The organism is Fibrella aquatica (assembly GCF_041321135.1).
Taxonomy (GTDB): domain Bacteria; phylum Bacteroidota; class Bacteroidia; order Cytophagales; family Spirosomataceae; genus Fibrella; species Fibrella aquatica.
The window spans coordinates 44,298-70,316 of sequence record NZ_JBGGWF010000005.1; the positions used below are offsets into that span (position 1 = coordinate 44,298).

At 53.4% G+C, this 26,019-nt stretch carries 27 protein-coding genes; 13 read left to right on the plus strand and 14 right to left on the minus strand.

The window, feature by feature from the left end; genetic code table 11:
• Positions 1-90: 90 nt before the first annotated feature.
• Positions 91-1,521 carry an alpha-L-fucosidase gene (locus ACAW87_RS13630; RefSeq protein WP_370723962.1) on the plus strand — a complete coding sequence of 477 codons (1,431 nt, stop codon included), beginning with the start codon at positions 91-93 and terminating at the stop codon, positions 1,519-1,521.
• Between the two features lie 68 nt (positions 1,522-1,589).
• Here the strand turns inward: ACAW87_RS13630 and ACAW87_RS13635 are convergent, their stop codons facing one another.
• Positions 1,590-2,231 carry an AlbA family DNA-binding domain-containing protein gene (locus ACAW87_RS13635; RefSeq protein WP_370723963.1) on the minus strand — a complete coding sequence of 214 codons (642 nt, stop codon included), beginning with the start codon at positions 2,229-2,231 and terminating at the stop codon, positions 1,590-1,592.
• Between the two features lie 193 nt (positions 2,232-2,424).
• Between ACAW87_RS13635 and ACAW87_RS13640 the strand changes: the two genes are divergently transcribed.
• The 5 genes from ACAW87_RS13640 to ACAW87_RS13660 all read left to right on the plus strand — a co-directional run bounded on the left by ACAW87_RS13640 (position 2,425) and on the right by ACAW87_RS13660 (position 6,586).
• A complete protein-coding gene (locus ACAW87_RS13640) occupies positions 2,425-2,868 on the plus strand; it encodes a sterol desaturase family protein (RefSeq protein ID WP_370723964.1) in 444 nt (147 codons plus the stop codon).
• Positions 2,865-4,550, plus strand: coding sequence for a glycerol-3-phosphate dehydrogenase/oxidase (locus ACAW87_RS13645; protein ID WP_370723965.1), 1,686 nt, complete (start codon positions 2,865-2,867; stop codon positions 4,548-4,550). Before ACAW87_RS13640 ends, ACAW87_RS13645 begins: the two co-directional genes overlap by 4 nt.
• Positions 4,551-4,655: 105 nt before the next feature.
• Positions 4,656-5,666, plus strand: coding sequence for a CPBP family intramembrane glutamate endopeptidase (locus ACAW87_RS13650; protein ID WP_370723966.1), 1,011 nt, complete (start codon positions 4,656-4,658; stop codon positions 5,664-5,666).
• Between the two features lie 30 nt (positions 5,667-5,696).
• Positions 5,697-6,116: an Xre family toxin-antitoxin system antitoxin gene (locus ACAW87_RS13655; RefSeq protein WP_370723967.1), complete on the plus strand. Its 420-nt coding sequence runs from the start codon at positions 5,697-5,699 to the stop codon at positions 6,114-6,116.
• 2 nt (positions 6,117-6,118) lie between these two features.
• Positions 6,119-6,586, plus strand: coding sequence for an RES family NAD+ phosphorylase (locus tag ACAW87_RS13660; RefSeq protein WP_370723968.1), 468 nt, complete (start codon positions 6,119-6,121; stop codon positions 6,584-6,586).
• Between the two features lie 26 nt (positions 6,587-6,612).
• On the opposite strand, the gene ACAW87_RS13665 is transcribed toward ACAW87_RS13660, so the two are convergent.
• The 7 genes from ACAW87_RS13665 to ACAW87_RS13695 all read right to left on the minus strand — a co-directional run bounded on the left by ACAW87_RS13665 (position 6,613) and on the right by ACAW87_RS13695 (position 13,050).
• Positions 6,613-7,698, minus strand: coding sequence for a 4-oxalomesaconate tautomerase (locus ACAW87_RS13665; protein WP_370723969.1), 1,086 nt, complete (start codon positions 7,696-7,698; stop codon positions 6,613-6,615).
• 13 nt (positions 7,699-7,711) lie between these two features.
• Positions 7,712-8,488, minus strand: coding sequence for an NAD(P)-dependent oxidoreductase (locus ACAW87_RS13670; RefSeq protein WP_370723970.1), 777 nt, complete (start codon positions 8,486-8,488; stop codon positions 7,712-7,714).
• Positions 8,489-8,534: 46 nt separating this feature from the next.
• On the minus strand, positions 8,535-9,131 hold the full coding sequence (locus ACAW87_RS13675; RefSeq protein WP_370723971.1) for a 4-carboxy-4-hydroxy-2-oxoadipate aldolase/oxaloacetate decarboxylase: 597 nt from the start codon (positions 9,129-9,131) through the stop codon (positions 8,535-8,537).
• 5 nt (positions 9,132-9,136) lie between these two features.
• A complete protein-coding gene (locus ACAW87_RS13680) occupies positions 9,137-9,853 on the minus strand; it encodes a PIG-L deacetylase family protein (protein WP_370723972.1) in 717 nt (238 codons plus the stop codon).
• A 229-nt stretch (positions 9,854-10,082) separates the two neighbouring features.
• The gene (locus ACAW87_RS13685) at positions 10,083-10,550 is read right to left on the minus strand and encodes a four helix bundle protein (RefSeq protein ID WP_370723973.1); all 468 of its coding nucleotides are present in this window, start codon (positions 10,548-10,550) and stop codon (positions 10,083-10,085) included.
• Between the two features lie 35 nt (positions 10,551-10,585).
• Positions 10,586-11,593 carry a VOC family protein gene (locus ACAW87_RS13690; protein ID WP_370723974.1) on the minus strand — a complete coding sequence of 336 codons (1,008 nt, stop codon included), beginning with the start codon at positions 11,591-11,593 and terminating at the stop codon, positions 10,586-10,588.
• A complete protein-coding gene (locus tag ACAW87_RS13695) occupies positions 11,590-13,050 on the minus strand; it encodes a subtype B tannase (protein WP_370723975.1) in 1,461 nt (486 codons plus the stop codon). The genes ACAW87_RS13690 and ACAW87_RS13695 overlap by 4 nt, the downstream gene beginning before the upstream one ends.
• A gap of 230 nt (positions 13,051-13,280) precedes the next feature.
• On the opposite strand from ACAW87_RS13695, the gene ACAW87_RS13700 reads away from it, so the two are divergent.
• A complete protein-coding gene (locus ACAW87_RS13700) occupies positions 13,281-14,177 on the plus strand; it encodes a helix-turn-helix domain-containing protein (RefSeq protein ID WP_370723976.1) in 897 nt (298 codons plus the stop codon).
• On the opposite strand, the gene ACAW87_RS13705 is transcribed toward ACAW87_RS13700, so the two are convergent.
• A complete protein-coding gene (locus ACAW87_RS13705) occupies positions 14,105-15,553 on the minus strand; it encodes a HupE/UreJ family protein (RefSeq protein WP_370723977.1) in 1,449 nt (482 codons plus the stop codon). The two genes, ACAW87_RS13700 and ACAW87_RS13705, sit on opposite strands and share 73 nt — an antisense overlap.
• The gene (locus ACAW87_RS13710) at positions 15,540-16,943 is read right to left on the minus strand and encodes a DUF3500 domain-containing protein (protein WP_370723978.1); all 1,404 of its coding nucleotides are present in this window, start codon (positions 16,941-16,943) and stop codon (positions 15,540-15,542) included. Before ACAW87_RS13710 ends, ACAW87_RS13705 begins: the two co-directional genes overlap by 14 nt.
• Before the next feature lie 158 nt (positions 16,944-17,101).
• Between ACAW87_RS13710 and lipB the strand changes: the two genes are divergently transcribed.
• The 3 genes from lipB to rnr all read left to right on the plus strand — a co-directional run bounded on the left by lipB (position 17,102) and on the right by rnr (position 21,036).
• Positions 17,102-17,815 (plus strand): lipoyl(octanoyl) transferase LipB, encoded by a 714-nt coding sequence (lipB, locus tag ACAW87_RS13715; protein ID WP_370723979.1) that lies wholly within the window; start codon positions 17,102-17,104, stop codon positions 17,813-17,815.
• Positions 17,816-17,968: 153 nt separating this feature from the next.
• Complete coding sequence (locus tag ACAW87_RS13720) at positions 17,969-18,373, plus strand: hypothetical protein (protein ID WP_370723980.1); 405 nt, start codon at positions 17,969-17,971, stop codon at positions 18,371-18,373.
• Between the two features lie 131 nt (positions 18,374-18,504).
• The gene (gene rnr / locus ACAW87_RS13725; RefSeq protein WP_370723981.1) at positions 18,505-21,036 is read left to right on the plus strand and encodes a ribonuclease R; all 2,532 of its coding nucleotides are present in this window, start codon (positions 18,505-18,507) and stop codon (positions 21,034-21,036) included.
• 208 nt (positions 21,037-21,244) lie between these two features.
• Here rnr and ACAW87_RS13730 read toward each other — a convergent pair whose 3' ends face one another.
• Complete coding sequence (locus tag ACAW87_RS13730; RefSeq protein WP_370723982.1) at positions 21,245-21,370, minus strand: hypothetical protein; 126 nt, start codon at positions 21,368-21,370, stop codon at positions 21,245-21,247.
• Positions 21,371-21,561: 191 nt separating this feature from the next.
• Here ACAW87_RS13730 and cysS point away from each other — a divergent pair, with 191 nt between their 5' ends.
• From cysS to ACAW87_RS13745, 3 genes are read left to right on the plus strand one after another with little or no spacing between them, the layout of a single operon-like run.
• The gene (gene cysS, locus ACAW87_RS13735) at positions 21,562-23,052 is read left to right on the plus strand and encodes a cysteine--tRNA ligase (RefSeq protein ID WP_370724288.1); all 1,491 of its coding nucleotides are present in this window, start codon (positions 21,562-21,564) and stop codon (positions 23,050-23,052) included.
• Between the two features lie 23 nt (positions 23,053-23,075).
• On the plus strand, positions 23,076-23,291 hold the full coding sequence (locus ACAW87_RS13740) for a hypothetical protein (RefSeq protein WP_370723983.1): 216 nt from the start codon (positions 23,076-23,078) through the stop codon (positions 23,289-23,291).
• Positions 23,273-23,650, plus strand: coding sequence for a type II toxin-antitoxin system VapC family toxin (locus ACAW87_RS13745; protein ID WP_370723984.1), 378 nt, complete (start codon positions 23,273-23,275; stop codon positions 23,648-23,650). The genes ACAW87_RS13740 and ACAW87_RS13745 overlap by 19 nt, the downstream gene beginning before the upstream one ends.
• Positions 23,651-23,865: 215 nt before the next feature.
• Here the strand turns inward: ACAW87_RS13745 and ACAW87_RS13750 are convergent, their stop codons facing one another.
• The 3 genes from ACAW87_RS13750 to ACAW87_RS13760 are packed head-to-tail and all read right to left on the minus strand — an operon-like array spanning position 23,866 to position 26,009.
• The gene (locus tag ACAW87_RS13750) at positions 23,866-24,435 is read right to left on the minus strand and encodes a hypothetical protein (RefSeq protein ID WP_370723985.1); all 570 of its coding nucleotides are present in this window, start codon (positions 24,433-24,435) and stop codon (positions 23,866-23,868) included.
• 59 nt (positions 24,436-24,494) lie between these two features.
• Complete coding sequence (locus ACAW87_RS13755) at positions 24,495-25,079, minus strand: hypothetical protein (RefSeq protein WP_370723986.1); 585 nt, start codon at positions 25,077-25,079, stop codon at positions 24,495-24,497.
• A 12-nt stretch (positions 25,080-25,091) separates the two neighbouring features.
• A complete protein-coding gene (locus ACAW87_RS13760) occupies positions 25,092-26,009 on the minus strand; it encodes a hypothetical protein (RefSeq protein WP_370723987.1) in 918 nt (305 codons plus the stop codon).
• Between the last annotated feature and the right edge of the window lie 10 nt (positions 26,010-26,019).

Below are 26,019 nucleotides of genomic sequence, written 5' to 3' on the forward strand. Positions count from 1 at the left end.
TTCTGGCCTTGGCTGTTCGGCAGAAGGGGCAGGGCAAGGGCTTTACCGGTCCGCCAACGAAAAATCGTCGAAAACTACATTGACCTGTTTATGAAACTAACGTACCTGGCATTGTTCAGTGGTCTGCTGCTAACGACAACCGTTTTCGGTCAGCAGCATTCCGAACAGAATCACAGCAAATACATCTGGCCTAAAGACGAGGCCGTCCGGCAAAAGCTCGGTAACTGGCAGGATATAAAATTTGGCTTGCTGATGCACTGGGGCACCTACAGCGAGCGCGGCATTGTGGAGTCGTGGTCGCTCTGTCCCGAAGATGAAGGCTGGTGCGAACGCAAAGGCCCTACCGCCAGCAACTGGTATGAATACAAAAAAGGGTACGAAGCTCTTCAGACAACGTTTAATCCGGTAAAATTCAATCCTGACCGATGGGCGGTAGCGGCGCAACAGGCGGGAATGAAATACATGATTTTCACGACCAAGCACCACGACGGGTTTTGTATGTTCGACACGAAGCAGACCGACTACAAAATCACGAGCACTAAAACGCCATTCTCATCCAACCCCCGCAGCAACGTGACGAAGGAGATTTTGCAGTCGTTCCGGGCAAAAGACTTTATGGTAGGCACGTATTTCTCGAAGCCCGACTGGCATACCGACAGCTACTGGAAACCTTATTTCCCACCCAAAGACCGCAACGTTAACTACGATCCGAAGAAGTACCCCGATGAATGGGTGAAATTCAAAACCTTCACCTACAATCAGATTCAGGAATTGATGACCGACTACGGAAAGGTCGATATTCTGTGGCTCGACGGTGGCTGGGTACGTCCTTTCAGCACCATCGACTCAACCGTGAGCTGGCAGCGCACTATTCCCTTCGACCAGGATATCGACATGGCCCGGATTGCAGCGGCGGCCCGCCAGAAACAGCCCGGTTTGCTGGTAGTCGATCGCACCGTGTCGGGTGAGTTTGAAAACTACGTGACACCCGAACAGCAGATCCCCGACCACTACATGCCCATTCCCTGGGAAACCTGCCTGACCATGGGCGATAGCTGGTCGTATATTCCCAAAGAAAATTTCAAATCGGCCCGGAAACTGGTGCAGATTCTGGTCGATGTGGTGGCAAAGAATGGCAATATGCTGTTGAACATCGCGCCCGGTCCCGATGGGGAATGGCACGAGGAGGCGTATCAGCGTCTGGCCCAGATTGGCAATTGGATGCAGATCAATAGCGAGTCGATTTATGGCACCAAACCCCTGGCGCCGTATCGGCAGGAACAGTGGGCGTTTACCAGCAACGGGCAGGCCACCTACGCGTCATATCTGCCTACGGAAGCTGAAACGGTACTTCCTGTCAGCCTGACACTGCCCGTTACGCCGACAAAAATCCTGACCATTTTGGGTAGCAAGCAACCCCTAAAGTGGAAGAAGGCAAGCAACGGCATTGTGGTGAACGTACCTGAAAAAGTACGTCAACAATTGGCAAACCAGCCCGTTTGGGTGTTTAAACTGACGTAATACGCAACGTTGATTAGCCTGATGAGATCAGTCGGTAACCCCGCAGAGGCGGGGTGGGCTGTACCTTACTACAACACCAGCTTCGTCGTGTATTTATCCATGACGTCGCTGGGGTGAATGTCTAGCACGTTGGCCAGCACGAGGAGGACCAGCGTGCGTGAGGCAATTTTCCGGGGAATATTGGCCAGCATGGCAAAGGCATCGACCGTGATCGATGTGTTCTGGCCGAGGTGGTTCATCAGCACGCGCTCTTTGTCGCCATAGGTGAAGCGCACATTCCGGTCGGCGCGTTCGCCCTTCATGATTTCCCGCACCTCTTTGCTCGCCTGAACCGATTTGTCGGCCACACGTACATAGACTTTTTTGTTTTCGGGGTCAGTAGGGTCGGGCAGAACGTAGTGCGGGCGGTTTGGGCTGCGCGGAATACGGAGCAACAGCACCTCGCGTTCATCGTGGAGTGGAACACGTTCGAGGGTATACTGAATAGCCGGAAAGCAGAATTTTTCGATGGCCCGAACGAGCAGGTACTCATCTTCGTCGGCGTATTTAAGGCCCGGAATGGTGCCATCATCGCCGACACCGATCAGAAGCGTGCCGCCGTCGGTATTGGCGAACGCTACGATCTCCCGCACAATCTTTTCGGGATGATTGGTCTTGAGTTTAAACTCAAGCGAATGCCCTTCTCCCCGGCGAACCAGTTCTTTGAGCATTTTATAGTCTGTACTTGATCTGCCCACCATGATGCGTTACGATCACACCTAAATGTACTACCTACCGGCGAATTTGCAAACGGCCTGCCGCAGAGGTTTCACCAAAGCTTAACTTAGCGGATAGATTATTCGCCAACTTTTCAAGGGCGAAGGTCGTTATTCAACCAAACGCGATTACTTTCTAAACGCAAAAATGCTAACAAACGTTGCCATCGCTCTTGCTACCCTGATCACGATGGAAGGGGTAGCCTGGTTCACACATAAGTACATCATGCATGGTGTTATGTGGAACTGGCACCACTCGCACCATAATGCGCACAAAGGCTTCTTTGAGGTGAACGACCTGTTTAGTGTATTGTTCAGTGGCGTAGCCGTTGGCCTGGTTGTTGCCGGCTTCGAGATACCGTCGCTGTGGTTTTTGGCCCCTATCGGAATAGGTGTTACGCTCTACGGAATCGGCTATTTTGTTTTCCACGACATCATTGTGCACCGTCGGATAAAGATCAGCTTCAAAACGACCAATCCATATCTGGTACGGATCATGCGGGCGCATTATGTACACCACAAAGTGCACACCCGCGAGGGAGCCGAAGCGTTTGGCTTTCTGTATGCACCGAAGAAATACGACAAAAAATGAACCGTGCTGCCAACCTTGCCCGACTGCAAACCGACGCGTTCGATCTGTGTATTATTGGCGCAGGCGCATCGGGGGCAGGTTGTGCCGCTGATGCCGCTAGCCGGGGCCTACGCGTAGCCCTGCTCGAAGCCGACGATTTTGGTGCCGGTACGTCAGGTACGTCGACCAAGCTGGTGCACGGCGGGGTACGTTACTTAGAGCAGGCTGTCAAGACGTTCGATCCTAAACAGTTATCGTTGGTCAGGAAAGCGTTGCATGAACGCCGGACGCTACTGCATATTGCACCGCACCTGTGCCATCCGCTGGCGCTACTCACGCCCGTAAACAACCTGATCGAAGGGGCTTACTACGCCATTGGTCTGAAAATTTATGATTTGCTGGCCGGTAGCCGACGCATGGCGCCCAGCCGTTGGCTTAGCAAAGCCAGTACGTTGCGCCACTTTCCCGCTTTCGATCCCGAAAAGCTGCATAGCGCGGTGATGTATTATGACGGGCAATTCGATGATATTCGACTGAACCTAAGTTTGGTACAAACGGCAGTGGCAAAAGGGGCAGCCGCAGCCAATCATGTGCTGGTTGAGAAAATGACCACCGATGCAACCGGAAAAGTAACCGCCGTTGAGGTTGTAGACAAGTTGACGGGCATGCGCTTTTCGGTGAAAGCGAAGGTGTTTATCAACGCTACAGGGACGCGAGCCGATGGTATACGGCAGGGAGCCAACCCAAAGCAGGGCGAGCGCATGCGGGCCAGTAAAGGGGCTCACGTGGTGCTGCGCGGATCGGCGTTACCCGTCGCTACCGGACAAACTGACCCTGCGGCGTTGCTGGTGCCCAAAACCAAAGACGGTCGTGTGCTTTTCGCTATTCCGTGGCGCGGTCAATGGATTATCGGCACCACCGACACTGAAGCCGACCCCAACGACGTACCTGCGCTACTGCCCGACGAGGCAACGTACCTGCTCGACCATGTAAATCAGTACGTAAAGAACCCGATTCCTATCGGCGCACTAACGGGAGGTTTCGCCGGTCTTCGTCCACTGTTGCAGGCCGATCCTAATGCGGCCAGTCAATCGTTGGTGCGTGATCATGAGGTGGAGATTGACGAGCAGTCGGGTTTGGTGAGTATCATGGGTGGTAAATGGACGACCTACCGGCTTATGGCGCAGGAAACGATCGATGCCTGTTGCCAAATGCTGGGTACGTTGCCTCCCTGCCAAACGGAAACGCTGCTCTTACAAGGAGCCGACGGCTATAACCGGAAATACCGGCAACACCTGACGGATAGCTACCCCGAATACCCCGCCGATGTGCTCGATCATCTGGCCAACACCTACGGCACCGACGCGCTGAATGTGCTGCGTCTCCTGCGTGAAGAATCCGACTGGATCACGCGATTGGCCGTAGGTCACCCGTTTATTCAGGCCGAAGTGATTTACGCGGCCCGCACCGAAATGGCCCAAACCCTGCCCGACGTCCTGATGCGCCGTATCCGCCTCGGCCTCATCGACTGGAAAGCCACGTTGGAAGCCCTGCCCGTCACCGCCCGTCTGCTAGCCATCGAACGTAGCTGGACGCCCGAACAGCAAGAACAAGCCGAAGCCGATTTTCGGGCGCATATCGAGGGGTTGATTGAAAAGGCGACGGGAGCCGCTCTTCCAGATTTGCAATCTGGAAGTTATTAACTGCGCGTTTGTAACGCGCATGAAAAAAAGACTACTGTCGCATTCTGCACGTTACAAACGTGCGGTTAATAACTTCCAGATTGCAAATCTGGAAGAGCCCACCTGATGACCGAACTTCTCCGGGACATACGTACCTACCTGCGGGCTGACTTCAAGCTCGGGTTGTACCTCGCAACGGCTTTATGGGTGAGCCTGTTGATTACCATCAACTACACGTTCAGCGTTGAAAATGCCATCATTGATCGGCAACCTCATAGTCCCTGGCGGCAAGTATGGTATTTCGGAATGTACGCTACGGCCTATTACGGGGCTTTTGGCTTATGGAGCTGGTTTCATAACCGCCGCGACATCTGGCGAAACCGCTGGTTCTGGCTGCATACGCTCGTAGCGCTGATCGCTTATTCCTACTACGCGGGGTTCATCGCCTATTCCGACTGGGCGCGGGTACGTTTTCCCGACTTTGGCCTGTATGTGTACGTGTTCAAAGTGCTAAGCAACGTGCATTCTGTGGTGACGATTGTGCTGCCTCTTGCTATGTATTATCTGCTAATCGACAAACCCGCCAATGGGTTTTACGGGATGAAGCCCAAGCGGAAAGGCCTACTGGTCTACGCTACGTTATTGGCGCTGATGGTGCCGGTTGTTACCTATGCCTCGTTCCAGCCCGACTTTCTGCAAGCCTATCCAGCGTATCGGAATACCGGTGCCCATACCCTGTTGAACGTACCTGAGTGGGTTACGGCATTAGGCTACGAACTGGCCTACGGCTGGGACTTCGTGCCGACCGAACTGCTTTTTCGTGGCTTCCTGGTCATCGGCCTCAGCCGGATTCTACAACAGAACGTACCTGACTCTAATCCATCACGGTCTAGCCTAACGCAATCCGGCGTAGCGACGCTCGGCCTGTCGCGGCCCGGCCCGGTATTGCCCATGATTGTCTGGTACGCCACGATTCACTTTGGCCGGCCGCTGGGCGAAACGGTTTCATCGCTGTTTGGCGGCTACATTCTGGGCGTTCTAGCACTTTCTACCCGAAGCATCTGGGGTGGTCTGTTCATTCACATTGGCATTGCATGGTTAATGGAGATTGCCGCCTTCCTGCAAAAGATGAACTAATTCACTTGGTTTGGTGTAAAAGTTCAGTATATGCAAGCTGTAAATTCATACCACCCCCAGCCGCCTATTCGGCCATTTACTGAGCAGGAAATCATCAGGAGTAGTCGGCAGGGTGTTTTGCGTGCTGAGGCTGATCGGGTAGCGGGCTTAGTTAAACTGGCTGATAAAGAACTAGCTATTGCACTTGGTCTGTCAACGAGCTATCTGCACCGGCTACAGCCCCAGCAGCCAATGAGTCAGGAGGCATCGGAGCGATTGCTTTTGCTCGAAAACCTACTTTGTCACGGCTTAGACACCTTCGAAGGCCGTGCTACGACGGTGCTCAACTGGCTACGTACACCGATCGCTGAGTTAGATGATCAAACGCCGCTACAGACTCTCGATACAGTCACTGGCTTCACCTTGGTTGATCGGGTATTAGGGCGACTTGATCATGGTATTTTTGGGTAGATATGGCAGTTGTTTATCGCGTTATTCGCCAGAAATACGCCAATCAACCCCTATCTGTTGAAGGGACACGCCTGTACGGTGGCCGCTGGAATCCGCCCGGTGTTGGCCTTCTGTATACGGCTGAACATCCGGCGCTGGCCTTGATCGAGATTCTGGTACACGCCCCTCGTGTTCCGTATGCCGAACTGCCCGCCTATCGGTTATTTACGCTTGAGATTCCTGATCAGTCGCAGCGCATTGTGACGGCCAATGAGCTTCCGTCTGTTTGGTGTGAAAAAAACTATGCTCGTAGCCAAACGGTGCTGGGTAATTGGTTGACCTCTCCAGATGTGTTGGCATTTGGGGTTCCGTCATCCGTCATGCCATCAGGTGTAAATTACCTCCTCCATGCTGGTCACCCTGATTTTACCCAGATTAGGGTTGTTGCCGAAGATGCATTGATTATTGATTCTCGTCTTTGGCCATTATAGCTGGTGTTTTCTGACGGAAGATGTAACTAAAAGGGCACCAACATGTCACCCCGGCTTAGCAACCGCGCCGTTCGAATTACGCCTGATTTGCCAATCTGAACGGCACCGTTATGCGTGGTCAACTCTAACCGGACCGTAAACTCACCCGACGGATGCTCAACGGAATAGCCCTGACTGAGGTTGGCGGGAAGTTGGGCAATGCCCTCGGCCACAGAGCCGGGTAGGGCGCAGGCTGTAGCGGTGGATACAGCCCCTAACACACCGATCGCTTCATGCACCACATGCGGAATAAATGTGCGTGTGCTGACCACGCCCCCCTGCTGCGGCGGTGCAATGAGGCATAGCTTTGGAATAGTTTTCCGGGATACGTCGCCAAGATTCATCAGCGGACCTGCCAGTAGCCGGATACGTTCGAGGCGGTGCTTAAGCGGCTCGTTAGCTTCCAGTTCGGCGGGGCTTTCATAGCCCGTCAGCCCGAAATCAGCCGCGCGGAGCACTACTTCAGGCATCCCGTTGTCGATGCAGGTAACGGCCAATCCGTCAATTATATCGAGTACATTACCGGTGGGTAGTAACGCCCCACAGGTAGAGCCTGCCGTGCCGAGGTAATTGCAGACGATCGGTGCTGCGGTGCCGTACACGCCATCGACTTTGGCCGTTCCATCTACGTAGTTGACCACACCGTCCGGCGTTTGTAGCGTCACCTCACAAATACCGCCTGTATTCACCATGTTGATCCGGGCGGTAGTAGTCGGATCGCCTGCCGGAAATAGCCCTGATTCGATGGCAAACGGCAGTACGCCCGCCAGAATATTGCCGCAGTTTTGCCCCGCCGATACCCGTCCTGCTCCCACCACCACTTGCAAAAACAGATAATCCAGGTCGGCGTCGGGCGAGGCAGACGGGCTGATTACGGCCACTTTGCTGGTCAGAGGTGTTCCCCCGCCCAACCCGTCGATCTGGCGAGGGTCGCCGGGGCCAACGCCCTCCATGGCGGCCAGTATAACCTGATCGCGTTCAGGTACGCTGGATGGCAGGTCTCGGGCGTTGAAAAAAACACCCTTCGAGGAGCCCCCCCGAAATTGCATGAATGGAATAGCGCGTTGCGGCATAGATGTCTGTTAGCTAGTTTCCTGGTACATCAATCAGGTTTTCCAGGCTTTCCAGCGTGGCGCGGCTCATCACCGGCTCAATGTCAAGGGCGGTGAGCATCTGCACAACGGCTTCCAATTCATGGCTGCGGCGGAGGGCGTGAGTTTTGCTCCCTTCCAGAAACCGGTCGATGAGCGCATCGTTACCCCCAATCACCGACCGGATCTGCTCACGAATGTAAGTTTCCAACCCAAATGAACGACCTGCTGCCACCGCCTCGCCAATTACCGCCGCCACGCCTTTGTACACAATTGACCGAAGCAGTTTTCGTGTGGCGGCTTCTCCCATTTCATTGCTCAATACGCTGATATCCAACCCAAACGGAGCGAGCTTTTCGGCGAATAGATCCGCCCCCGGCCCTGAAATCAGGAACGGGGTCAGGATACCCTTGGGGGGCACCGGTGCCATAATGGCCACATCGACCGGCAACGCGCCCGGCGATTGCGCAATGATGGCCGCAACAGCCCGTTTGGTGTCGGGAGACGCCGTGTTCATTTCGGCATACAGTTGGCCCGGCTGCAACACCGGAAACACCTCCGTTGCCACCGAGTCTGCCACTGCCGAGAGATTCACACTCAGAATAATGTCGGCACCGCGAGCCGCTTCGGCGTTGCTCTTCGCCAGCGTTATAGCCGGGTGCAGTACCCGTTTCGGAGCCGGGTCGTAGCCTATTACCGTTAAACCCAACTTGCTTAAATCATTAGCGAAGTGGCTCCCCGCTTCACCCAGGCCAAGAATGGCGATTGTCATACTGATGTTATGCTATGTCAGAAAAACCAGAATGTATGCGCTGAGCTTACCACCCATAAATTTGAATAGACGTTTTACCTTGCCGTAACTGGTCACGTACCCACTCTTCGCGGGCTTCGCGAGCAATGGCCTTTTCAATGACCTCGTCGATACGGTCTTGGGGAACGACCACCACCCCGTCGCGGTCGCCCACGATGTAATCGCCGGGGGTGATAATGACCTCACCGATGATGATAGGTTCGTTTAGTGTGCCGCCTTCCAGGCTCGACGTACCCCGAATGCACAACCCCCGACTGAACACCGGAAAGTCCATCGCTTCAATGTCGTTGGCATCGCGGACGCAGGCATCGATCACCAGCCCGGCAAGGCCTCTGGTTTTGGCACCAAGGCTCATCAGGTCGCCCCAATAACCGGCTTCGTAGTAACCTGAGCAGGAAACGACCAGTACGTCGCCGGGTTGGGCGTTGGCGTAGGCCCGGTGCAGAATTTTATTGTCGCCCGGAATGGTCTGTACGGTGTAGGCCGGGCCACAGATGGTCATGCCGGGGCTTATTGGTTTAATGGCCGAGGGCAGGTTGCCGATTTTGCCAAGCGCTTCGTGGATGGTAGCGGCCGAGAAGCGGGACAGCGCATGTGTAGTCATACCGGTTAAAAAATACTGTTTGTTACGCGTGGCACCTGACTCTGGAAGCTTTCGGCAAACTGAACCTGCTTTTGACCCGAAATACGGCGGGCATGGTTGGCGCGGCGGGCGGCGAGTTCGGCGTAATAATCGCGCAGGTACGTTTGGGCACCCATGCAGGCCATCGCGGCCTGTTTCTTCGCCATCACCGAGGTGATATCGATAAACGTGTCGGGCACAAAGCCGCATAATTCGGGTTGATGCGGCTCGAAGGAGTACCACACCGGCGGGTCAATGTTTTTGAACGCACTGGGTACGCCCGCGCCCGAACTCAGCAACCGTGCCCGCTGCACCGCCTGAAACGCCAGCGGATGGTCGGGGTTGAAGGGGTCTTTCTCCGAGTGCGTCAGGATAACCGTGGGCTCAAAATCACCGATCAGGTTGGTGAGCTGCTCAATGCGTGCATCGGTGAGCAGCATGGGGTAGTCGCCCCAATCCAGAAACTGAATAGGCGTACCCAGGATGTCGGCGGCCTGTTGCGCCTGCGTGTGACGAATTGCCTTCACGCTCTCGACGGTGCGGTTGGGGTCTTCTTTCCAGAGCTCGCCCGACTCGCCCCGTTCGCCATACGATAGCGCGACCACGAGCGTTTCGGCTCCTTCTTCCAGGGCTTTGGCGATAGTGCCCGCCGCCCGCCAAACAAAATCGCCGCTATGGGCACCAATGACAAGGAGTTTTTTCATGGGGTGAGGGTGAAGGGTGAGGGGTGAGGGGTGAAGGGTGAAGGGTGATGTGGTGAGGGGTGAAGTGGTGAGGGGTGAGGGGTGAGGGGTGAGGGGTGAGGGGTGAATGGTGAGGGGTGAAGTGGTGAGGGGTGAAGGGGTGATTAGGCGAAGCTTTTTCACCCTTCACCCTTCGCCCTTCACCCTTCACCCTTCACCCTTCACCCCTCACCACATCACCCCTCACCCTTCACCACTTCACCACTTCACCCTTCGCCATTCGTTCTTTGGCTGTTTTTCTTGATTTGGCTAGAATTTTTAGAAGTTGATACCCTTCATCGATCAAGTCAGATAAGCGGTTTTCAGGTAGAAGTTCAGTCAGAATGAGCGTTTCAAGCCAGAAAACAGACTCGTCCAGTTCTTCAATTGAAAGGCTCAGTTTAGCATAGTATTCTTTGGTACTACGTCCCCTGCGGACCGCCCTGAAGTTAGCCGCTGCGGACGACGATGAGCGAATCAATTGATGGCTAAAATGTTGGGCATCATACGATTTTGGTAACGAACGGCACACCTTCACGCACCGGACCATGAACTGCTTCAATCGCCGTTCCAGATCGTCGATGAACGGTCTACCTGGCTGAACGCTATATTCCGTTGCCGCTTCGCCAGCCACCGAGTCCGCCAAGTCACCAACCCACCCCCAAAGGTCCTCTTCCATAATTGCTTCGTTTTTCGCAAACAAACTTACGCCCTTCACCCCTCACCCTTCACCAATTCACCCTTCACCACATCACCCCCCGGCATCGGCGTGCCATGCGTGTGAAACGTGGGTACGGTTTGCAGACCCCAGGCCTGCCCTTTTTTGCGCTCTTCCTGCGTCCAGACAACGGTTTGGTAGTCAGGGTCGGTAATGAGGCGGGCGGTGGTGTTGGCAATCTCGATACGGTTGCCGCCAGGTTCATGGACGTACAAAAAAAACGTTTGCTGGATGGTGTGTTTGTGCGGCCCCGTCTCAATCTGGATACCGTTCTCAAGGCATATGTCAGCCGCAATCAAGACCTCTTCGCGACTGTTAACGGCGTAGGTGACGTGGTGGAACCGTCCGTTCAAACCGAGGTGATCTTCCGTAACGGCGAGGTCGTACGACTTGGAATTGACCATGAACCAAACCGCCTTTGGATTCAGATCGGTGAGGTTATCCACGATTGTCTCGGTCAGAATACCGCCTAACGTACCCAGTTGGAAATCGCGGAATGCCCGCACATCCTGGGCAAACAGGTTAAGGTGATCGATACGCCGTACGTTAATGCCCCGCGCCGGAAAGCGGCTCGCCGTGTTTTTTAGAGCCGATTGGTCGTGGGGGGAACAGCGATACTTTTCGCTATCAAAGTAAATTTCGGTGAGGTGACCATCGGGCGAACGAAACTCGTAGGCGGGGCCGTGGCCCAGGTCGCCGTCGTTCCAGCCAATACCCAGTCCGGAGGCTTCCAGCGCTGCCACACGCCGGGCCAACGCCTGTGGACTGCGGGTGCGCCAGGCAAAGTGGCGCATGCCGGCCTGACGGTAGGCCGTGAGTTTCAGGGTGTGGTGTTCATAATCGTCATACGCCCGCAGGTAGACCGAATCGCCCTGCGTGGCCGTTATCGACATACCCATAATCTGAGTGAAGAAGTGAAGGCTTTCCTCAGGTTTTGGCGTAAGCATCTCCACATGCGCCAAATGCGCTATGTCCCAGACGGGTTCGTTGGTGGGTACGTTCATTTCCGGGCTGATTTTACCACCACATTCATCCAGCCGAATAGATCGTTCAGGTCGTAGTCGCCGCTATGGGGGCGGTTCCAGGGAAGGGCAAAATCGACGTTGTAGCCCTGGTTGGCCAGTTTGGTAGCCAGATTGATCGGAATTTGAAACCCAGTATCGCGGTCGGCAGCACCGTGCCGGATAAACCAGTGTTTGGCAGTGGTCGCCTTTTTATCGCCGATGAAGTTCATGGGGTTCAGGAGGTACACCCGGTCGGTCAGGGCTTTGTCTAACGAAGCCGACGGGTTTTGGGTCGCCTTCTGCAGACTATAGACCGTATAGTTGGCGGGCTTGCCGGTGGCATCGCCAAAGACCTGGTTCTCGGGCGTAGCGTCGGGGCTCAGCACGCCCATTTTGTCGAAAGCAGGTGGGGCCTTCAGGGGCGTTTTCGTTACCAGATAACTCAGGTATTTGTCGAGGTCGAGGTCAGTGACAAACTCGCCCGGTGATCCGCGAAAGCCAGTGTTAAATGTTACGCCTGTAGATGCCGGTATATCGGCACCCGCATCCCGCGCCCGCTGTGCCGATTTCATCAACCAACTTTTCAGGTAATTACGGTAGGTATCGGCGGTCAGGTACGTGCCGTCGGGCTTTTTCAGGCCGAGGCTGTTTTGATAGGCAGGAAACTGCGCCGCCAACTCTGTCGACACCACCAATTGCGCTGAAGCGGTTGGCGATCGCGACCCGCTGTTGATACCGCTGTAGAGCCATTCATAGGCCATATCGGCGTGTTCGAGATCAATGATGGGGCAGTAGGCAACCGTAGCAAATACGTCGTCGCGGGTTTTGGCGGCACCCAATGCCTGCAAATACGGTTCGTAGGCGGGATGGTTGCCGGTAGCACCCAATAGCGACGACATAGCCCCGCCCGCGCTTGTGCCGTCGGTGATGATGCGTTCGGCATCGCCGGGCATGACCTTGTCGTTATAGCGCAGATAGCGAACCGCAGCTTTCAAGTCAACGATTCCCGCCGGGGCTTTCCCCGTGAAGGTCGTGTTTCCAGTGGAACCCGTCACTTTCGCGTTCCAGCCCCGCGCACCGGGAATCACCACGACGTAGCCCTCCAGCAACGCCCGCCCCGATGCGTCGATGGCCGAAGGAGCCTGTGCTTTCGAGGCAAAATAGCCGCCCACGTAATTTCGCAGGAGAATAGGCGATTGGGAGTTGGCCGACTCAGGTACGTAGACGTTGAGGTACTGATATGCTGGGTCAACTACGTTAGCGACATAAAAAAGCTGCTCGTAGGCCCGATAGTTCACGGTTTTTCCATTCGGGAAAGTAAGGGTCTTCTCGACCGATTTTTGAGCCGGGGTGAACCGGAGCGGGTCGTTGACCTGAGCTAGGGCGGCATCTGTTACGACCAGGCTGGTCAGGAAAATGATGGATACCGCCAAGGAAAAACGAGTGACTTGCCTCATAAAAAAAGAGTTCAGGATTCGGCCGATACACATATGCATTCATCGGCGTATGACCGATTTTTTAGAAAGACAAAGTTGTGCGTTTGTGAACGGTCGTATCGGAAACAATTCGATAAACAACAGTAACAAATAGAACATACTTATCAGTAAATGCTTGCTTTTGAGTTGATTTGATAGATCGATTGCGATAGTTTTATAACATCAGCGGCACCGCATAATCCTGATACACCTTGCAGCGCATCACTCAATTCGACGGTATTTATGGCGAAGCCAATGGCTATCCCGACGGCGATTATTTGTTCTCGGAATTGCTGGAAACACGTAGTCGTACTTTTGACTGGGTGATTCAGCCTCACATTCATGCCCGGCTGTATCAGGTGTTTTTTGTGCAAACGGGAGAGGTTCAGTTTCAGGAAGCCACGCGCCAACGCCAGCTTACCGGCCCCTTCGTTTTGTTGATTCCGCCCACGGCGCTGCACGGTTTTGTGTATTCTGCCGATGCTACAGGCCGCATCCTGACCCTTTCCGATGCGCTCGTTGATAGCCTGTTCCCCAAGGCAACCAGCACAACCCATGTGGGCGAATCAATGGCTCCCATGCTCGCCTCGGTGCAATGCCTCACTGACTTCGATGCCTTGATTTCGCCCGCCACCATAAGCCAGTTGATTCGTGAAATTGACACGGAACTCTTCGACAGCCAACCCGAGAAAAAGGCGATGCTGCATGCCTGTTTGCAGCGGTTGTTTTTGGTGTTGTTTCGGCTCTGGCGACACGGCGAGGTAGTAAGTACAAGCCCCGGTACGCCGGGTATTCGGCACTTCAGGTCGTTTCAGCAACTCGTTCGGCAGGTGGGCACCACGCACAGCATTGTTCAGATAGCCGATGAACTGGCCATTACGCCCGTGCATCTGAACCGCATTTGCCAAGCCATTTCGGGGAAATCGGCCAGTCAGTTAATACAGGCCCATATCCTCGACGAAGCACGTAAGTATTTGACCTACACCAGTTATTCGGTCTCTGAAATTGCCTATCTACTGCATTTTGAGTACCCAAACTACTTCGCTCGATTTTTTCGTAAACACACCGGCCTGTCGCCCACCGAATTTCGCGAAGGCCGACAGGCTTGATATGCCGCGCTTTTGAAGACGCCGTACGCGTTGATGTACCATGCTGTAACGGCCAGCAGGGCCAGCGCTGCCAGTCCGTAGGGAGCCAACGGAGCTACCCGTGTTATTCCGTTTGTGATGGCGTTTGCCTGTCCCGAAATACGCTCAAAGACCCAGGCTACCGCCGCCAGTGTGGCCAGCAAGGCACCGCCGACGCGCACAAACGAATAGATCGGCGTGCGACTGAGAAGCAGTAACCAGGGTAGCGTGAGGGCAATAATGACGAGTTGCATGGCTTCGATGCCGAGGTTGAAACCCAGTAGGCTGAGGGCCATTGGTCCTGCATCGAGGCGAAGGTTGGTGAGCGTATCGGCGAAGGCCAAACCATGCACCAGGCCGAAGCCCGCTGCCACCCAGCCTTCACGACCGGGAAACAGGGGCCGCAACGCGTGCACAGCCGATACTAAAATCGAGACGGCAATGAGCACTTCAACGGGCTGACTGGGTATACGTACCCAATCAGGGTTTTGAGCAGCCACAACCCCAGCCAGAAGGGTAAGCGAGTGACCAAGCGTGAAGGCAGTAACGATTTTCAGGATGCGCCAAACGCTGTAGCGCGTACCGCCAAACGCCCCCCACCGACGGCTCTGTACCAGTAGCGGCGCGGGCAATAGCAGCACGAGTAAAAACAGCAGGTGGTCAGTTCCTTCGGCGATATGGTCGACCCCCAGCCGGAGCATTGCCCGAAAGCCTTGCCATGTACTGCCCGTTGCCAGGTTAACCCTCAACGGATTGATCCGGTTATTAACAATGTCTAATTCGATGACCCCCACCTGAACGGGTGATTCCGTTTCAACCAGTCCCCGTTCCCAGTCTTGTTGCACCGATACCAGAACCTTATGCGTCACCACCTGATGCAACACCGCGTCGTAGTAGAGAACAAACTGGCGGGCACTGATGCCGGCGGGGGGGAGCAGCTCTACCTGCGCCACCAGTTCGCGGTATAGGCCATTGATAGAATTGGTGGTTTCCTGCACCGCCAACGTACCTACCCGAACGTGCCAGGTACGTTGGTCGGCCGTTTGTACGCGCAGATGCTGTGTCAGATACGAGCGCAGAAAGGCTCCCCGCCGCTCTACCAGCCCCGCCGCATCATCGTCGACGCCCTGCCCCACTGCCGCCTGTAGCTCGCTCAGCGGAATCTGTACGTCGGCCTCGATGCGATTGGTATGTACCCGCAGTAACACCACCGAGTTGGGCATTGGGTGAGCGGCTACCGGCAGTACGAACGATATAGCCAGTAACAGGCCCAGTGATCCAGCAAAACTCCGCATCAACCAGCTCATGAACCCGTTGCCCGAATTTAATACGCCAATAAACGGCTTAGTTTCCACCATAATCGCCGGTGCGGTCGCGCCAAACCGAGTGGGGATGTGGTACACCCCGAATCACGATGCCGCCCTGGTACGAAAACTCGATCCAGACGCTTGGGCCATCGATACGGATATAGTCATTCTGTGCCGTTACTGTGGTTGTGCCCGCATAACCGATGTACGTATTGTCTAGTTCGGCCGTGTATTTGGCCATCACAGTGGCCGCCGATTCCGAATCTAAATCATTGACATACAATTGTATGGCATTGAGCACCAACGTTTTCTTCGCGGCTGACAGGTCGCCCACTTTCAAGCCAACTCTGGTGCTTGGGAACTGACCGTCTTTACCGGGGCCGAGCAATATATCGGTAAAAGTAGAGGTGAGTTTGGCGGTGGTCTGTTCGGCAGCGCTAAGTCCCGATAATAGATTGGCAAAAGCTACCCGTTCCTGCTCCATGGGCTGGTACGTTTTGCCATTGGCTGTTACGGCAGCCATGGGTTCAATAGCTCTGAACGAAGGCGTAGTGCCGGTGAGTTTTCCTGCATTGTAGGTATTGGCGAAGGTGTAGTGGTGCCCGCCAAACTGCAATTCCCACAGGCCGGTGGTACTGGGTGTACCCAGAAAAGCCAGGTGGAAATTTCCCCGGCTGTAGGTCGTTCCGCCGCCGTTGGCTCCCAGGTAATCATCGGCTACCAAACCGCCTTCCAGTTCGTCGAGGCCTTCGTTGGCTACGTTTTGCGTCAGTACAGCCCCCATCAGGTTGTAAAATGCCGTCAGCTGTGTGGCGGTGAGCGCACTTAATTTGATGCCCACTCGCCCGTTATACAATCCGTCGGGTAGGTTCGACCATTTGGTCGCATCTGTTTTCGAGTAGGCTAACTGTACGGTGGCCAACTGAGCAGCTGTGAGCGTGGCTTTGAAGGCTTCGGCCAGACAAACGACACGCGCTACTCCGGTAACCGATGTGCAGTTGGTGGTGACGGGTGTGGTAGTAGAGCCCGGTGATGATACCGTGAATGCCAGGTTGCAGGTCTGTCCACCAAAACTGAGCGCAAACTGGGCTGTGCCTGCTCCGCCGGGCGTACCGCTAATGGCGTAGACGAGATTGCCAGCACCATTGGCCAGCGTACCAGCCTGCAGGGTGGCGTTCAGGCCGGTAACGCCGGTAGAGGCGATAGCCGTGCCTGCTGTGTAGGCCGCGCTGTTGCCGCCCGTATACGGTACGGTAGCCGTGCCGGTGTAAGCAACACCACTTACGGCCGTAGCGGAAAACGTGGTGGAACCGCAGGTTAAGGCCGATACCGTAGCCGAGGTCGTGGGTGTGACCGTTGTGTTGTCTGTTGATTTGCAGGCGTAGCCAACCACAAGGGAAAGCAAGAGCAAGAGCGTGGCTTTGACAAATGAAGAGTGCATAAAGAGCGTTGTAGTTCATTAATGAATACGCTCGCTGTGCAGCTGGTGTTGCTGTCATGTCGGCCACTATTCCGGCATAAACAGCTACAAATCGAACCAACTTACCTCGGCCATACCCGAACGAACCCCTTACCGCCTCAGCGTGTTGTGTTTATATAATGAGTACCACTACGCTTCAGAACAAATCAGTAACCGTCCGCGACCTCGGCCTGATCGATTACCAAACCGCCTGGGACGAGCAGGAACGCGTTTTTGCCGATACCGTCGCCATCAAGATTGCCAACCGTCAGCTCCCGTCCGACGAGCAGCAGCCGACGCCTAACTACCTGCTTTTCTGCGAACATCCCCACGTGTATACCCTCGGGAAAAGCGGGCATGAAAGTCACTTGCTGGCCAACGATGAGTTTCTGAAGCACATTGGCGCCACCTATCACCGCATCAATCGGGGTGGCGATATCACCTACCACGGCCCCGGCCAACTGGTGGGTTACCCCATCCTGGATTTGGATAATTTTTTCACCGACATTCACCGCTATATGCGGTTATTGGAAGAGGCCATTATCCTGGCCGTGAACGAGTACGGCATCAACGCGGGCCGGATCGATGGGCTGACCGGCGTGTGGCTCGACGATGACAAAGGCCAGCGAAAGATCTGCGCAATGGGCGTGAAAGCGAGCCGTTGGGTAACGATGCACGGTTTTGCCTTAAACGTGAACACCGACCTGAGTTATTTTGGCCATATTGTCCCCTGTGGCATTGCCGATAAAGCCGTGACCTCCATGCAGCAGGAGCTAGGCCACCCGGTTCCAGTAGCCGAAGTAGCCCAACACGTGCAACGGCACCTTGTTAATTTGTTTGAGATGAAAATGTGACCCCACCCCCGGCCCCTCCCCTGAAAACAGGGGAGGGGAGTTGCACTACAATAGCTTTGCTAACTTACTATTTAGTGACCTAGCAAAGCTATTGTAGAGCGACTCCCCTCTCCTGGTTTTCAGGAGAGGGGTTGGGGGTGAGGTAAATTTCCAATGAAAAAAGACATTCCTTTTTTACCCGTTGAGGGCATACAGGTAGTTGTGGCCCGCAAATTGAATGAGATCAACGAATATGACTGGCAGGTGTTCCTCATCAACCAGAATGAGCAACCCATTCATACCGTATTCGTTACCTCGCGTGGTTATGGCGAAAAAGACGGCGAAGAACAGAAAACGGCGACCCTCCGCCACTTCTTTGTCTCTATTGAACCCAATGCCTACGAACTGGTTGAAACCATTATTCCCGATGTGTTTCACCTGAATAATGAATACTGGGTCAGTTATTTTATTGGCAACCAGATTTACGACAAAAAATTCATCTTCGTGCCCGACAGCATCACCGAGCAACACCTGGTCAACGTACCCGCGCTCGGGCTGGAAGGCATATTACATGTTTAAAGTCGTAAGTCGATAGTCGGTAGTCTGGAAAGTCGGTTTAGTGTTGCTTACGCGTCAGCAATACGTTTGCGTCAGCAACACTAAAACGACCTTCCAGACTATCGACTTACGACTATCGACTCCCTTTCCTAATGAAACCCAAACAGAACAAATACGCCAAATCACCATCGGCGCAGGGGCAGCAGAAAAGCAGCACCCGCCGGGGTAATTATGGAAAAGAAATCAAAGCGGCAACCGCGTCTGGTTTCAAACAAGCTAATTCATACATCGACGAGTTGAAGAACGACGTCGCTGCTTTTTTCGAGATCAACAACACCGGCCAATGGAGTACGATGGATGTGGTCGAGAATTTCGATGCCGATGATCGGAAGCTGAAGCTGATGGTTCAGGGCCTGATCGGTGAACTGCACGACGAAGGCCGCCTGACGCGCCTGCCCGATGGCCGGTATCAGTTCAACCAGAATCAGAATACCATTCTCGGGAAGGTCGAGCACGTGAACACCAAGTTTGCATTCATTGTCCCCCAAAACGGCAACCGCGATCGTGATAACGACATCTGGATTCCGGCCGAAGACCTCGGCGGGGCCATTGACGGCGACATGGTTCGGGTCATTGCTTTCAGCGATTCGCGGCAGCGTGGTACGCGGCAGATGGCCCGCCGCATTGTTGGGCGCGTAGTGAGCATTGCCGAGCGGGGTAAACCCGAAATTGTAGGTACGTTGGAACGGCACGGTAATCAGGTTTTTGTAACCCCGGATAGCCGCCGCATCTACCACGATATTCTGATTCCGGCCGATAAACTTGGTGGCGCGAATGAGAACGAAAAGGTAATTGTCCGTCTCACGAAATATCCCGAAAGCGACAACCGCGACGGCCATTTCGAAGGCGAAGTGATGAGCGTGTTGGGTATGGCTGGTGATCACAACACCGAAATGCACGCTATTCTGGCGGAATTTGGGCTGCCGATCGAGTTTCCGGCTGAAGTGGAGAAAGAGTCAGAAGAAATTCCGGTAGAGATCGACGAGGCTGAGTTTGCCCGCCGCCGCGACTTCCGCACCACGACCACGTTCACCATTGACCCGGTCGATGCGAAGGATTTTGACGATGCCCTGTCGGTGAAATACCTCGATAATGGCACGTACGAAATCGGTATACACATTGCCGACGTCACGCACTACGTCACGCCCGGTACCGAACTGGAAGAAGAAGCCTACAAACGCGCCACGTCGGTTTATCTGGTCGACCGAGTAGTGCCGATGCTGCCCGAAAAACTGTCGAACGGCGTTTGTTCACTTCGACCCAACGAAGATAAACTGACGTTCTCGGCCGTGTTCGAGATGAACGACGAAGGAAAAATCAGCAAGGAATGGTTTGGCCGCACCGCGATTCACTCCGACCGCCGTTTCTCGTACGAAGAAGCGCAAGGGATTTTGAACGAAGGGCAGGGCGATTTTGTGAAAGAGCTAACCCTCCTGAATGACCTGGCTCACAAAATGCGCGACGAACGGTTTCAGCATGGGGCCATCAACTTTGAAACGCCCGAAGTTCGCTTCAAACTCGACGAAAACGGGGTACCGCTGGCGGTAGTGCCCAAAATTCGGCAGGATACCAACAAGCTGATCGAGGAATTTATGTTGCTGGCCAACAAGCGGGTAGCCGAGTTTGTAATGCGCCTGTCGAAAGGCGACGAAGCCAATACGATGGTGTATCGGGTTCACGAAGGCCCCGACGAAGACCGGCTGCGTGTTTTCTCAGAATTTGCCCGCCGGTTAGGCTATAAACTCAACGTCGACGATGCGCAGCTGTCGCGGTCGATGAACAAGTTTATGGAGCAGATCGAAGGCAAGCCTGAGCAGGGAATGCTCTCGCAACTGGCCGTACGGACCATGTCGAAGGCGCGCTACAGCACCGAAGATCTTGGCCACTTTGGTCTGGCGTTTGCCCGGTATTCGCACTTCACGTCGCCCATCCGTCGCTACCCCGACATGATGGCGCACCGCTTGTTGCAACACTACCTCGACAAAGGGCGGTCGGTTGACCGGGAAGCCCTGGAAGCGCGGTGCAAACACGCATCGGATCGCGAAAAAGTGGCTACCGAAGCCGAACGCGCCAGCATTAAGTACAAGCAGGTAGAGTTTATGAGCCGGATGCCGAAAGACATGGAGTTCGCAGGCGTGATTGCCGGTGTGACCGAGTTCGGCTTCTTCGTAGAAATTCCCGAAAACAGTTGTGAAGGCCTCGTGCGTATGCAGGACCTGACCGACGATTTCTACGAGTATGATAAAGACAATTATCGGATCATCGGCCGCAAGTCGAAGAAGATGTACACCTTCGGCGATGCCGTAACGGTACGCGTGAAAGAAGCCAACATGGCCCGCCGCAGCATCGACTTCGCCCTGATTACTGATAACGCCAAAACGGCCGAAGACGGTTGGGAAGGAAGCAACCGCGACTCATCGAGCCGTTCGGGTGGAGGCCGCAGTCGCCGTTCTGACAGTCCGATCGATCAAAGCCAACGTAACGCCGCCCGTGGTCGTAAAGCGGCCAACACCGCGACATCAGCCACGGCTGGTGGTCGTTCAAAGTCGGTTGGTGGCGAGACTAAACGCACCAAAGGAGCCGCCCCCAAAGGCCAAAACCGCCGCGGCGGCCGGGGCAAGTAACGTACCTGACTAGTAGGTTCAAACGGCGAATTAATCGCCGTTTCGTTGTCGCTTGCCACAGGCAAGCGACAACGGACTGTAATAGACGGGTTCGTCAATAGCAATCCAGCACCTTGAGTGGTGATTCTGGGCAGGCACTACTAAACAGGTAATATTGTGGTTTCAGAGCAACGCCCGCTTTGACCGGATTGTAATGAATATAATCGCGCTATTGTAGATTCTTGATCAACTCTTGGCAATACGCCTGGCGTGTAAATACATCAATCCAACCGACTGTGGTCAGCGTGACGGAATAAGGCGCATCTGGCACGTTGGCTTTCAACAGTTCAGACATAGCGAGATAGGTTACGGTTTTTAGTAAAGAAAATAGGTTTGGCAATCTTGTAGTTAATCTGTCAGTCTGGATCTCTCTATTTTTGCGTTCATTGTCCCTACGGCTTCTTGCCCATGGCGAGTGACAGAGAAGGATTTCTGCCAGCTAACCCGACCTTTCGTAACTTCGTGACCTATTTTCAGAATACAGCAATGCAACCGCTCTCGCTCTACAATACACTTTCCCGCCAGAAAGAACCGTTTACACCCATCAGCGCGCCCAATGTGGGCCTTTATGTGTGTGGTCCAACGGTCTATAACTACGTTCACCTCGGTAACCTGCGCACCTTCCTGACTTTCGATAGCCTGTTTCGGTACCTGACGTTCATTGGCTACAAGGTCAGGTACGTTCGGAACATTACCGATGTGGGGCACCTGGTGGGCGACGGCGACGAAGGCGAAGACAAGATTGGCCGGATGGCGAAGCTGGAAAAGATTGAGCCGATGGAGATTGTGCAGCGCTACACCAACGATTTCCACGATGTGTTGCTTCAGTTCAACATGCGCCCGCCGAGCATTGAGCCAACGGCAACGGGGCATATGATCGAGCAGATCGAAGCCGTGAAACTGCTGATCGATAAGGGGCTGGCCTACGAGTCGAACGGGTCGGTGTATTTCGATATTGAGCAGTATAATAAGAAGGGGGGCGATTACGGCAAACTGTCGGGTCGTATTCTCGACGATCTGCTCAACGAAACCCGCGAGCTGGACGGACAAAGCGAGAAGCGGAATCCGCTGGATTTTGCACTTTGGAAAAACGCATCGCCCGAACACCTGATGCGTTGGCCGTCGCCCTGGGGCATTGGTTTTCCTGGCTGGCATCTCGAATGTACCTGCATGAGTACCAAATATTTAGGCACTCAGTTCGATATTCACGGCGGCGGCATGGATCTGAAGTTTCCGCACCACGAATGCGAAATTGCCCAGGGAAATGGCCTCAACGATCGCGCTCCGGTTCGCTACTGGATGCACTCGAACATGCTGACTGTCAACGGCCAGAAGATGAGTAAATCGCTGGGTAACTCGTTCCTTCCCTCGCAACTCTTCGCCGGGGACCACCCGCTGCTCGATCAGGCGTATTCGCCCATGACAGTGCGGTTCTTCATGCTGCAATCGCACTACCGCAGCACGCTCGACTTCTCGAACGATGCGCTGAAAGCGGCCCAGAAAGGCTATAAACGACTCGTGAACGGCTACCGGCTCATTAAATCGATGACGTACTTGGCCGACGAAGGGGCGGAAGTAGACCCGAAACAGGGTGAAGAGATTGCCAACTACAATCAGGCTCTTTTCGCCGCCATGAACGACGATCTAAACACCGCCGTAACGATTGGCCATTTGTTTAGTCTGCTGAAAAAAGTCAATCAGCTCGACACGCGTCAGGTATCGATGGGGCAATTGGGCGAAGAAGCGTTCAATCAGTTGAAAACAACGTTCATTCAGTTTTTTGAAGAAGTACTTGGCTTGCAGGAAGAGATCACACGCGATCAGTCGGCTATGGTTGGCGGTATGCTTGATCTTTACCGCGAATACAAAACCCAGCGCCTCTACGACAAAGTGGATCAGGTACGTACCTACTTCAAATCGCAGGGCCTCGTCATCCGCGACATGAAACACCGCATCGATTGGGCGTACGAAGAGTAATAGCTTGCTAAAAGAATCAGCTTATGCAGACGCTAACAATCCGGGTAAATAACCCGCATGCTTTTAAGTTAATCGAGGAGTTGGAGGCATTACGACTTATTGAAGTTGTCAGAGAGTTGGGGCCTAAAAAGAAACAGAAACTTTCGGATCGCTTGGCTGGAAGCATTACTAGTGAGCAGGCCAATCGGATGCGTGAGGAACTGCAACAAAGCCGAGACGAATGGGACAGAGATTTCTGATTGATACAAACGCAATTATCGATTTTTCGGAGAATAAATTACCTGAGGCAGGTAAGGTATTCTTAAGCGAAATTCTTGATAGTGAACCTTGTATTTCTGTTGTGACGAAGATTGAGTTACTCGGATTTGCTGGGATTGGACAACCAATTATTGATTTCGTCAATGAGTCGCTGGTGATAGGTCTGACAGATGAGGTGGTGGAGCAAACTATCACCCTCCGGCGAAAGCATAAAATAAAGCTTCCCGATGCAATTATTGCGGCCACAGCTTTAGTGGAAAAAGCTACAATTGTGAGTCATAATACACGTGATTTTCAAAATATCAAAAAGCTTAAATGCGTTGATCCTCACGCGCTATAAGCTCAGGTGCGTACCTACTTTAAATCGCAGGGCCTCGTCATCCGCGACATGAAACACCACATCGATTGGGCGTACGAAGAGTAATAGCTTGCTAAAGCGCGAATAGCATTATCTGAAAATGGTTGAGGTAACAGCTTGTTGCTTTGCTAAATCAAATCGCCTGAAAACAACCACAGCCGGATAATTCCGGCTGTGGTTGTTTTCAGGCGATTTGATTAGTCTCTGAACGGTCTGCTTTGAGTGATGGTGCCGTCTTCACGGAAGGCAAACCAGATGCTGTATTGTGGGTAGCCACCTTTCATGGATCTCCCAATTTCTTCTCTGACAATTTCGCCCTTGATTTTGTGTTCGGTGTAGCGCTGTTTAGGAGCCGGACGAATGTAAAGTCGGTCACCGATCAATTCATCCTGATAGGCTAAAATTTCCGGCGTCGATGGGTTCGCTACGGGGAGCCGTCCTGGAACGGCATCGTAGAAGAAATAAATGTTTTGGCCAAGTTGAGCGAACTCTTTGGGCGGTTCATTTTTGTACCGGTCATCGATGACAAGCGTAACGAGCCATCGTTCCGGGTTATCGGCAGAAGCCGGGTAACGGTCTACGCGGTAAATTCCCATATCGGTAAACCCATTATAATCTAATCTGGTACATTCGGTATCGAAGGCAGTCAGCAAGGGAACAATTTTCTGACCCCACAGCGAGATTCTGGGAATAGGCTGAGCTATACTTGATGCTACAAGCGTGAGGAGAAAAGTGAAGCTATAGAGGGTACGTTTAATCCAGTTCATGGGTTATGATTTCGCTTAGAAGGCTGAGGATGAACTGCAAATTCTCCAAAAAATACAGATTAGGCTGGATATTCTTTCCGATAGGTGCCGTCTTTTTGGAATATAATGATGACATCGCCACCATTGCCAGTCAAGTTTCGGCGGGCTCCTTCAGTGGCTTTGCGGTTCGTGATGGGAAACACCGAACTTGTCCATCGACTGCGTTTTGCGGGGCGGGTAAAAACCCGGTCGCCAATAATCTGCTCCAGGCATTGATTGAGCGGCTCATGCGGCTGTGGCGTTTTTAGCGCGTTGCCAGTAGAGTCTGCTGTATAAACCAGAACAATATCACCGTTGAAATCACTGAATCGGGTAGGTGGGTTATCCTTGTAGCTATCGTCGATATCTGGTGATAATAGCCAACATAACTCGTTGTGGGCGTTTGTATATTCTTTAAGTATGATAATGCCCTTATCATACTTAACACTAAATGATTGGTTGGAAAGCGATGCGCTGATGAAATTGCTGAGAACTTTTCGCCGCACTGCATTTGTGTCCAGCTTTATTTCTTCCACAGTTCCGCAAGGTGGTGGATACCCCTTCTGAGAGAAGGCGGGAAGGGATACAAAAAGACAGACAATGAGCCAATATTTTCTTAATTTCATGCTGGTGGTGAATTAATTTGACGGGCAAAGTTCTTTCAAATTCGCGGTGACGTTGGTTCCATTCTCGTCGTAGCGAACTAACTTCTTATTGTTGATAATGTATTTAGATAAGCCGGGGTAGCCTGTCCCAGCAAATATTTTGTCTCTGGGACTAGGAATATTTTGGTTTCCATTTTGAGGATGGGTGTGTACATGGTAAGCAAGCTGGTGAACGGTTGATGTTCCGGGAGAAGTTGAAAAATCACTTAGTTGAACCATCCATTTACCATCTTCCTGATAAACATTTACTATGATGTGACCTTCGCTGTCTTCATACTGATTGTGGGTTGCCGATTCTGTTTCTGTATTTTCACTCATCGGCAAAATAATGACTTTACCGTCTGTTGTAACAAAGGCTGCCGCTTCCTTACCTGCCTGCTTTTGTAGAGCCAACATAGTCATGAGACCTGTACATATTCCTTCGACGGTCTTAGGCTTCTTGTCGTTATCGTATGGTGAGCTATAATCTCCGCCATTACCACCACCACTTCCTCCATCGTCTGCTGCTTGGTCAAACATGCTAGGATGGTAGCTTGAGCCACTATAGTTGCCCGCGTGTGGGCTGACATAAGGTTCGCTCCGGTTGCGTCTACCAACTACAACAACCTCGCCTGTGTCGTAGTAAGTCCATGCAATGCCCTCTTCGCCACTCATTGACGCTAAGGGGGGCAGGTTGGGTAGATTGACTGATTTCCTTTGTTGCCTGCTTTGGGTGTATCGTTTAAACAGAGGTACACTTACCGAAAAGTCAATAACTGGAAAAGCATTCCCCCTTTTCAATCGAGGAAACTGCGGCTGACTGTTCCAATCAGAGACGATTGGTGACTGCCCAAATGTGACCGTGGAGGCTACTAATAATGCCCAGAAGCTAAAAAAGTACAATTTTTTCATAGTGGGGAAT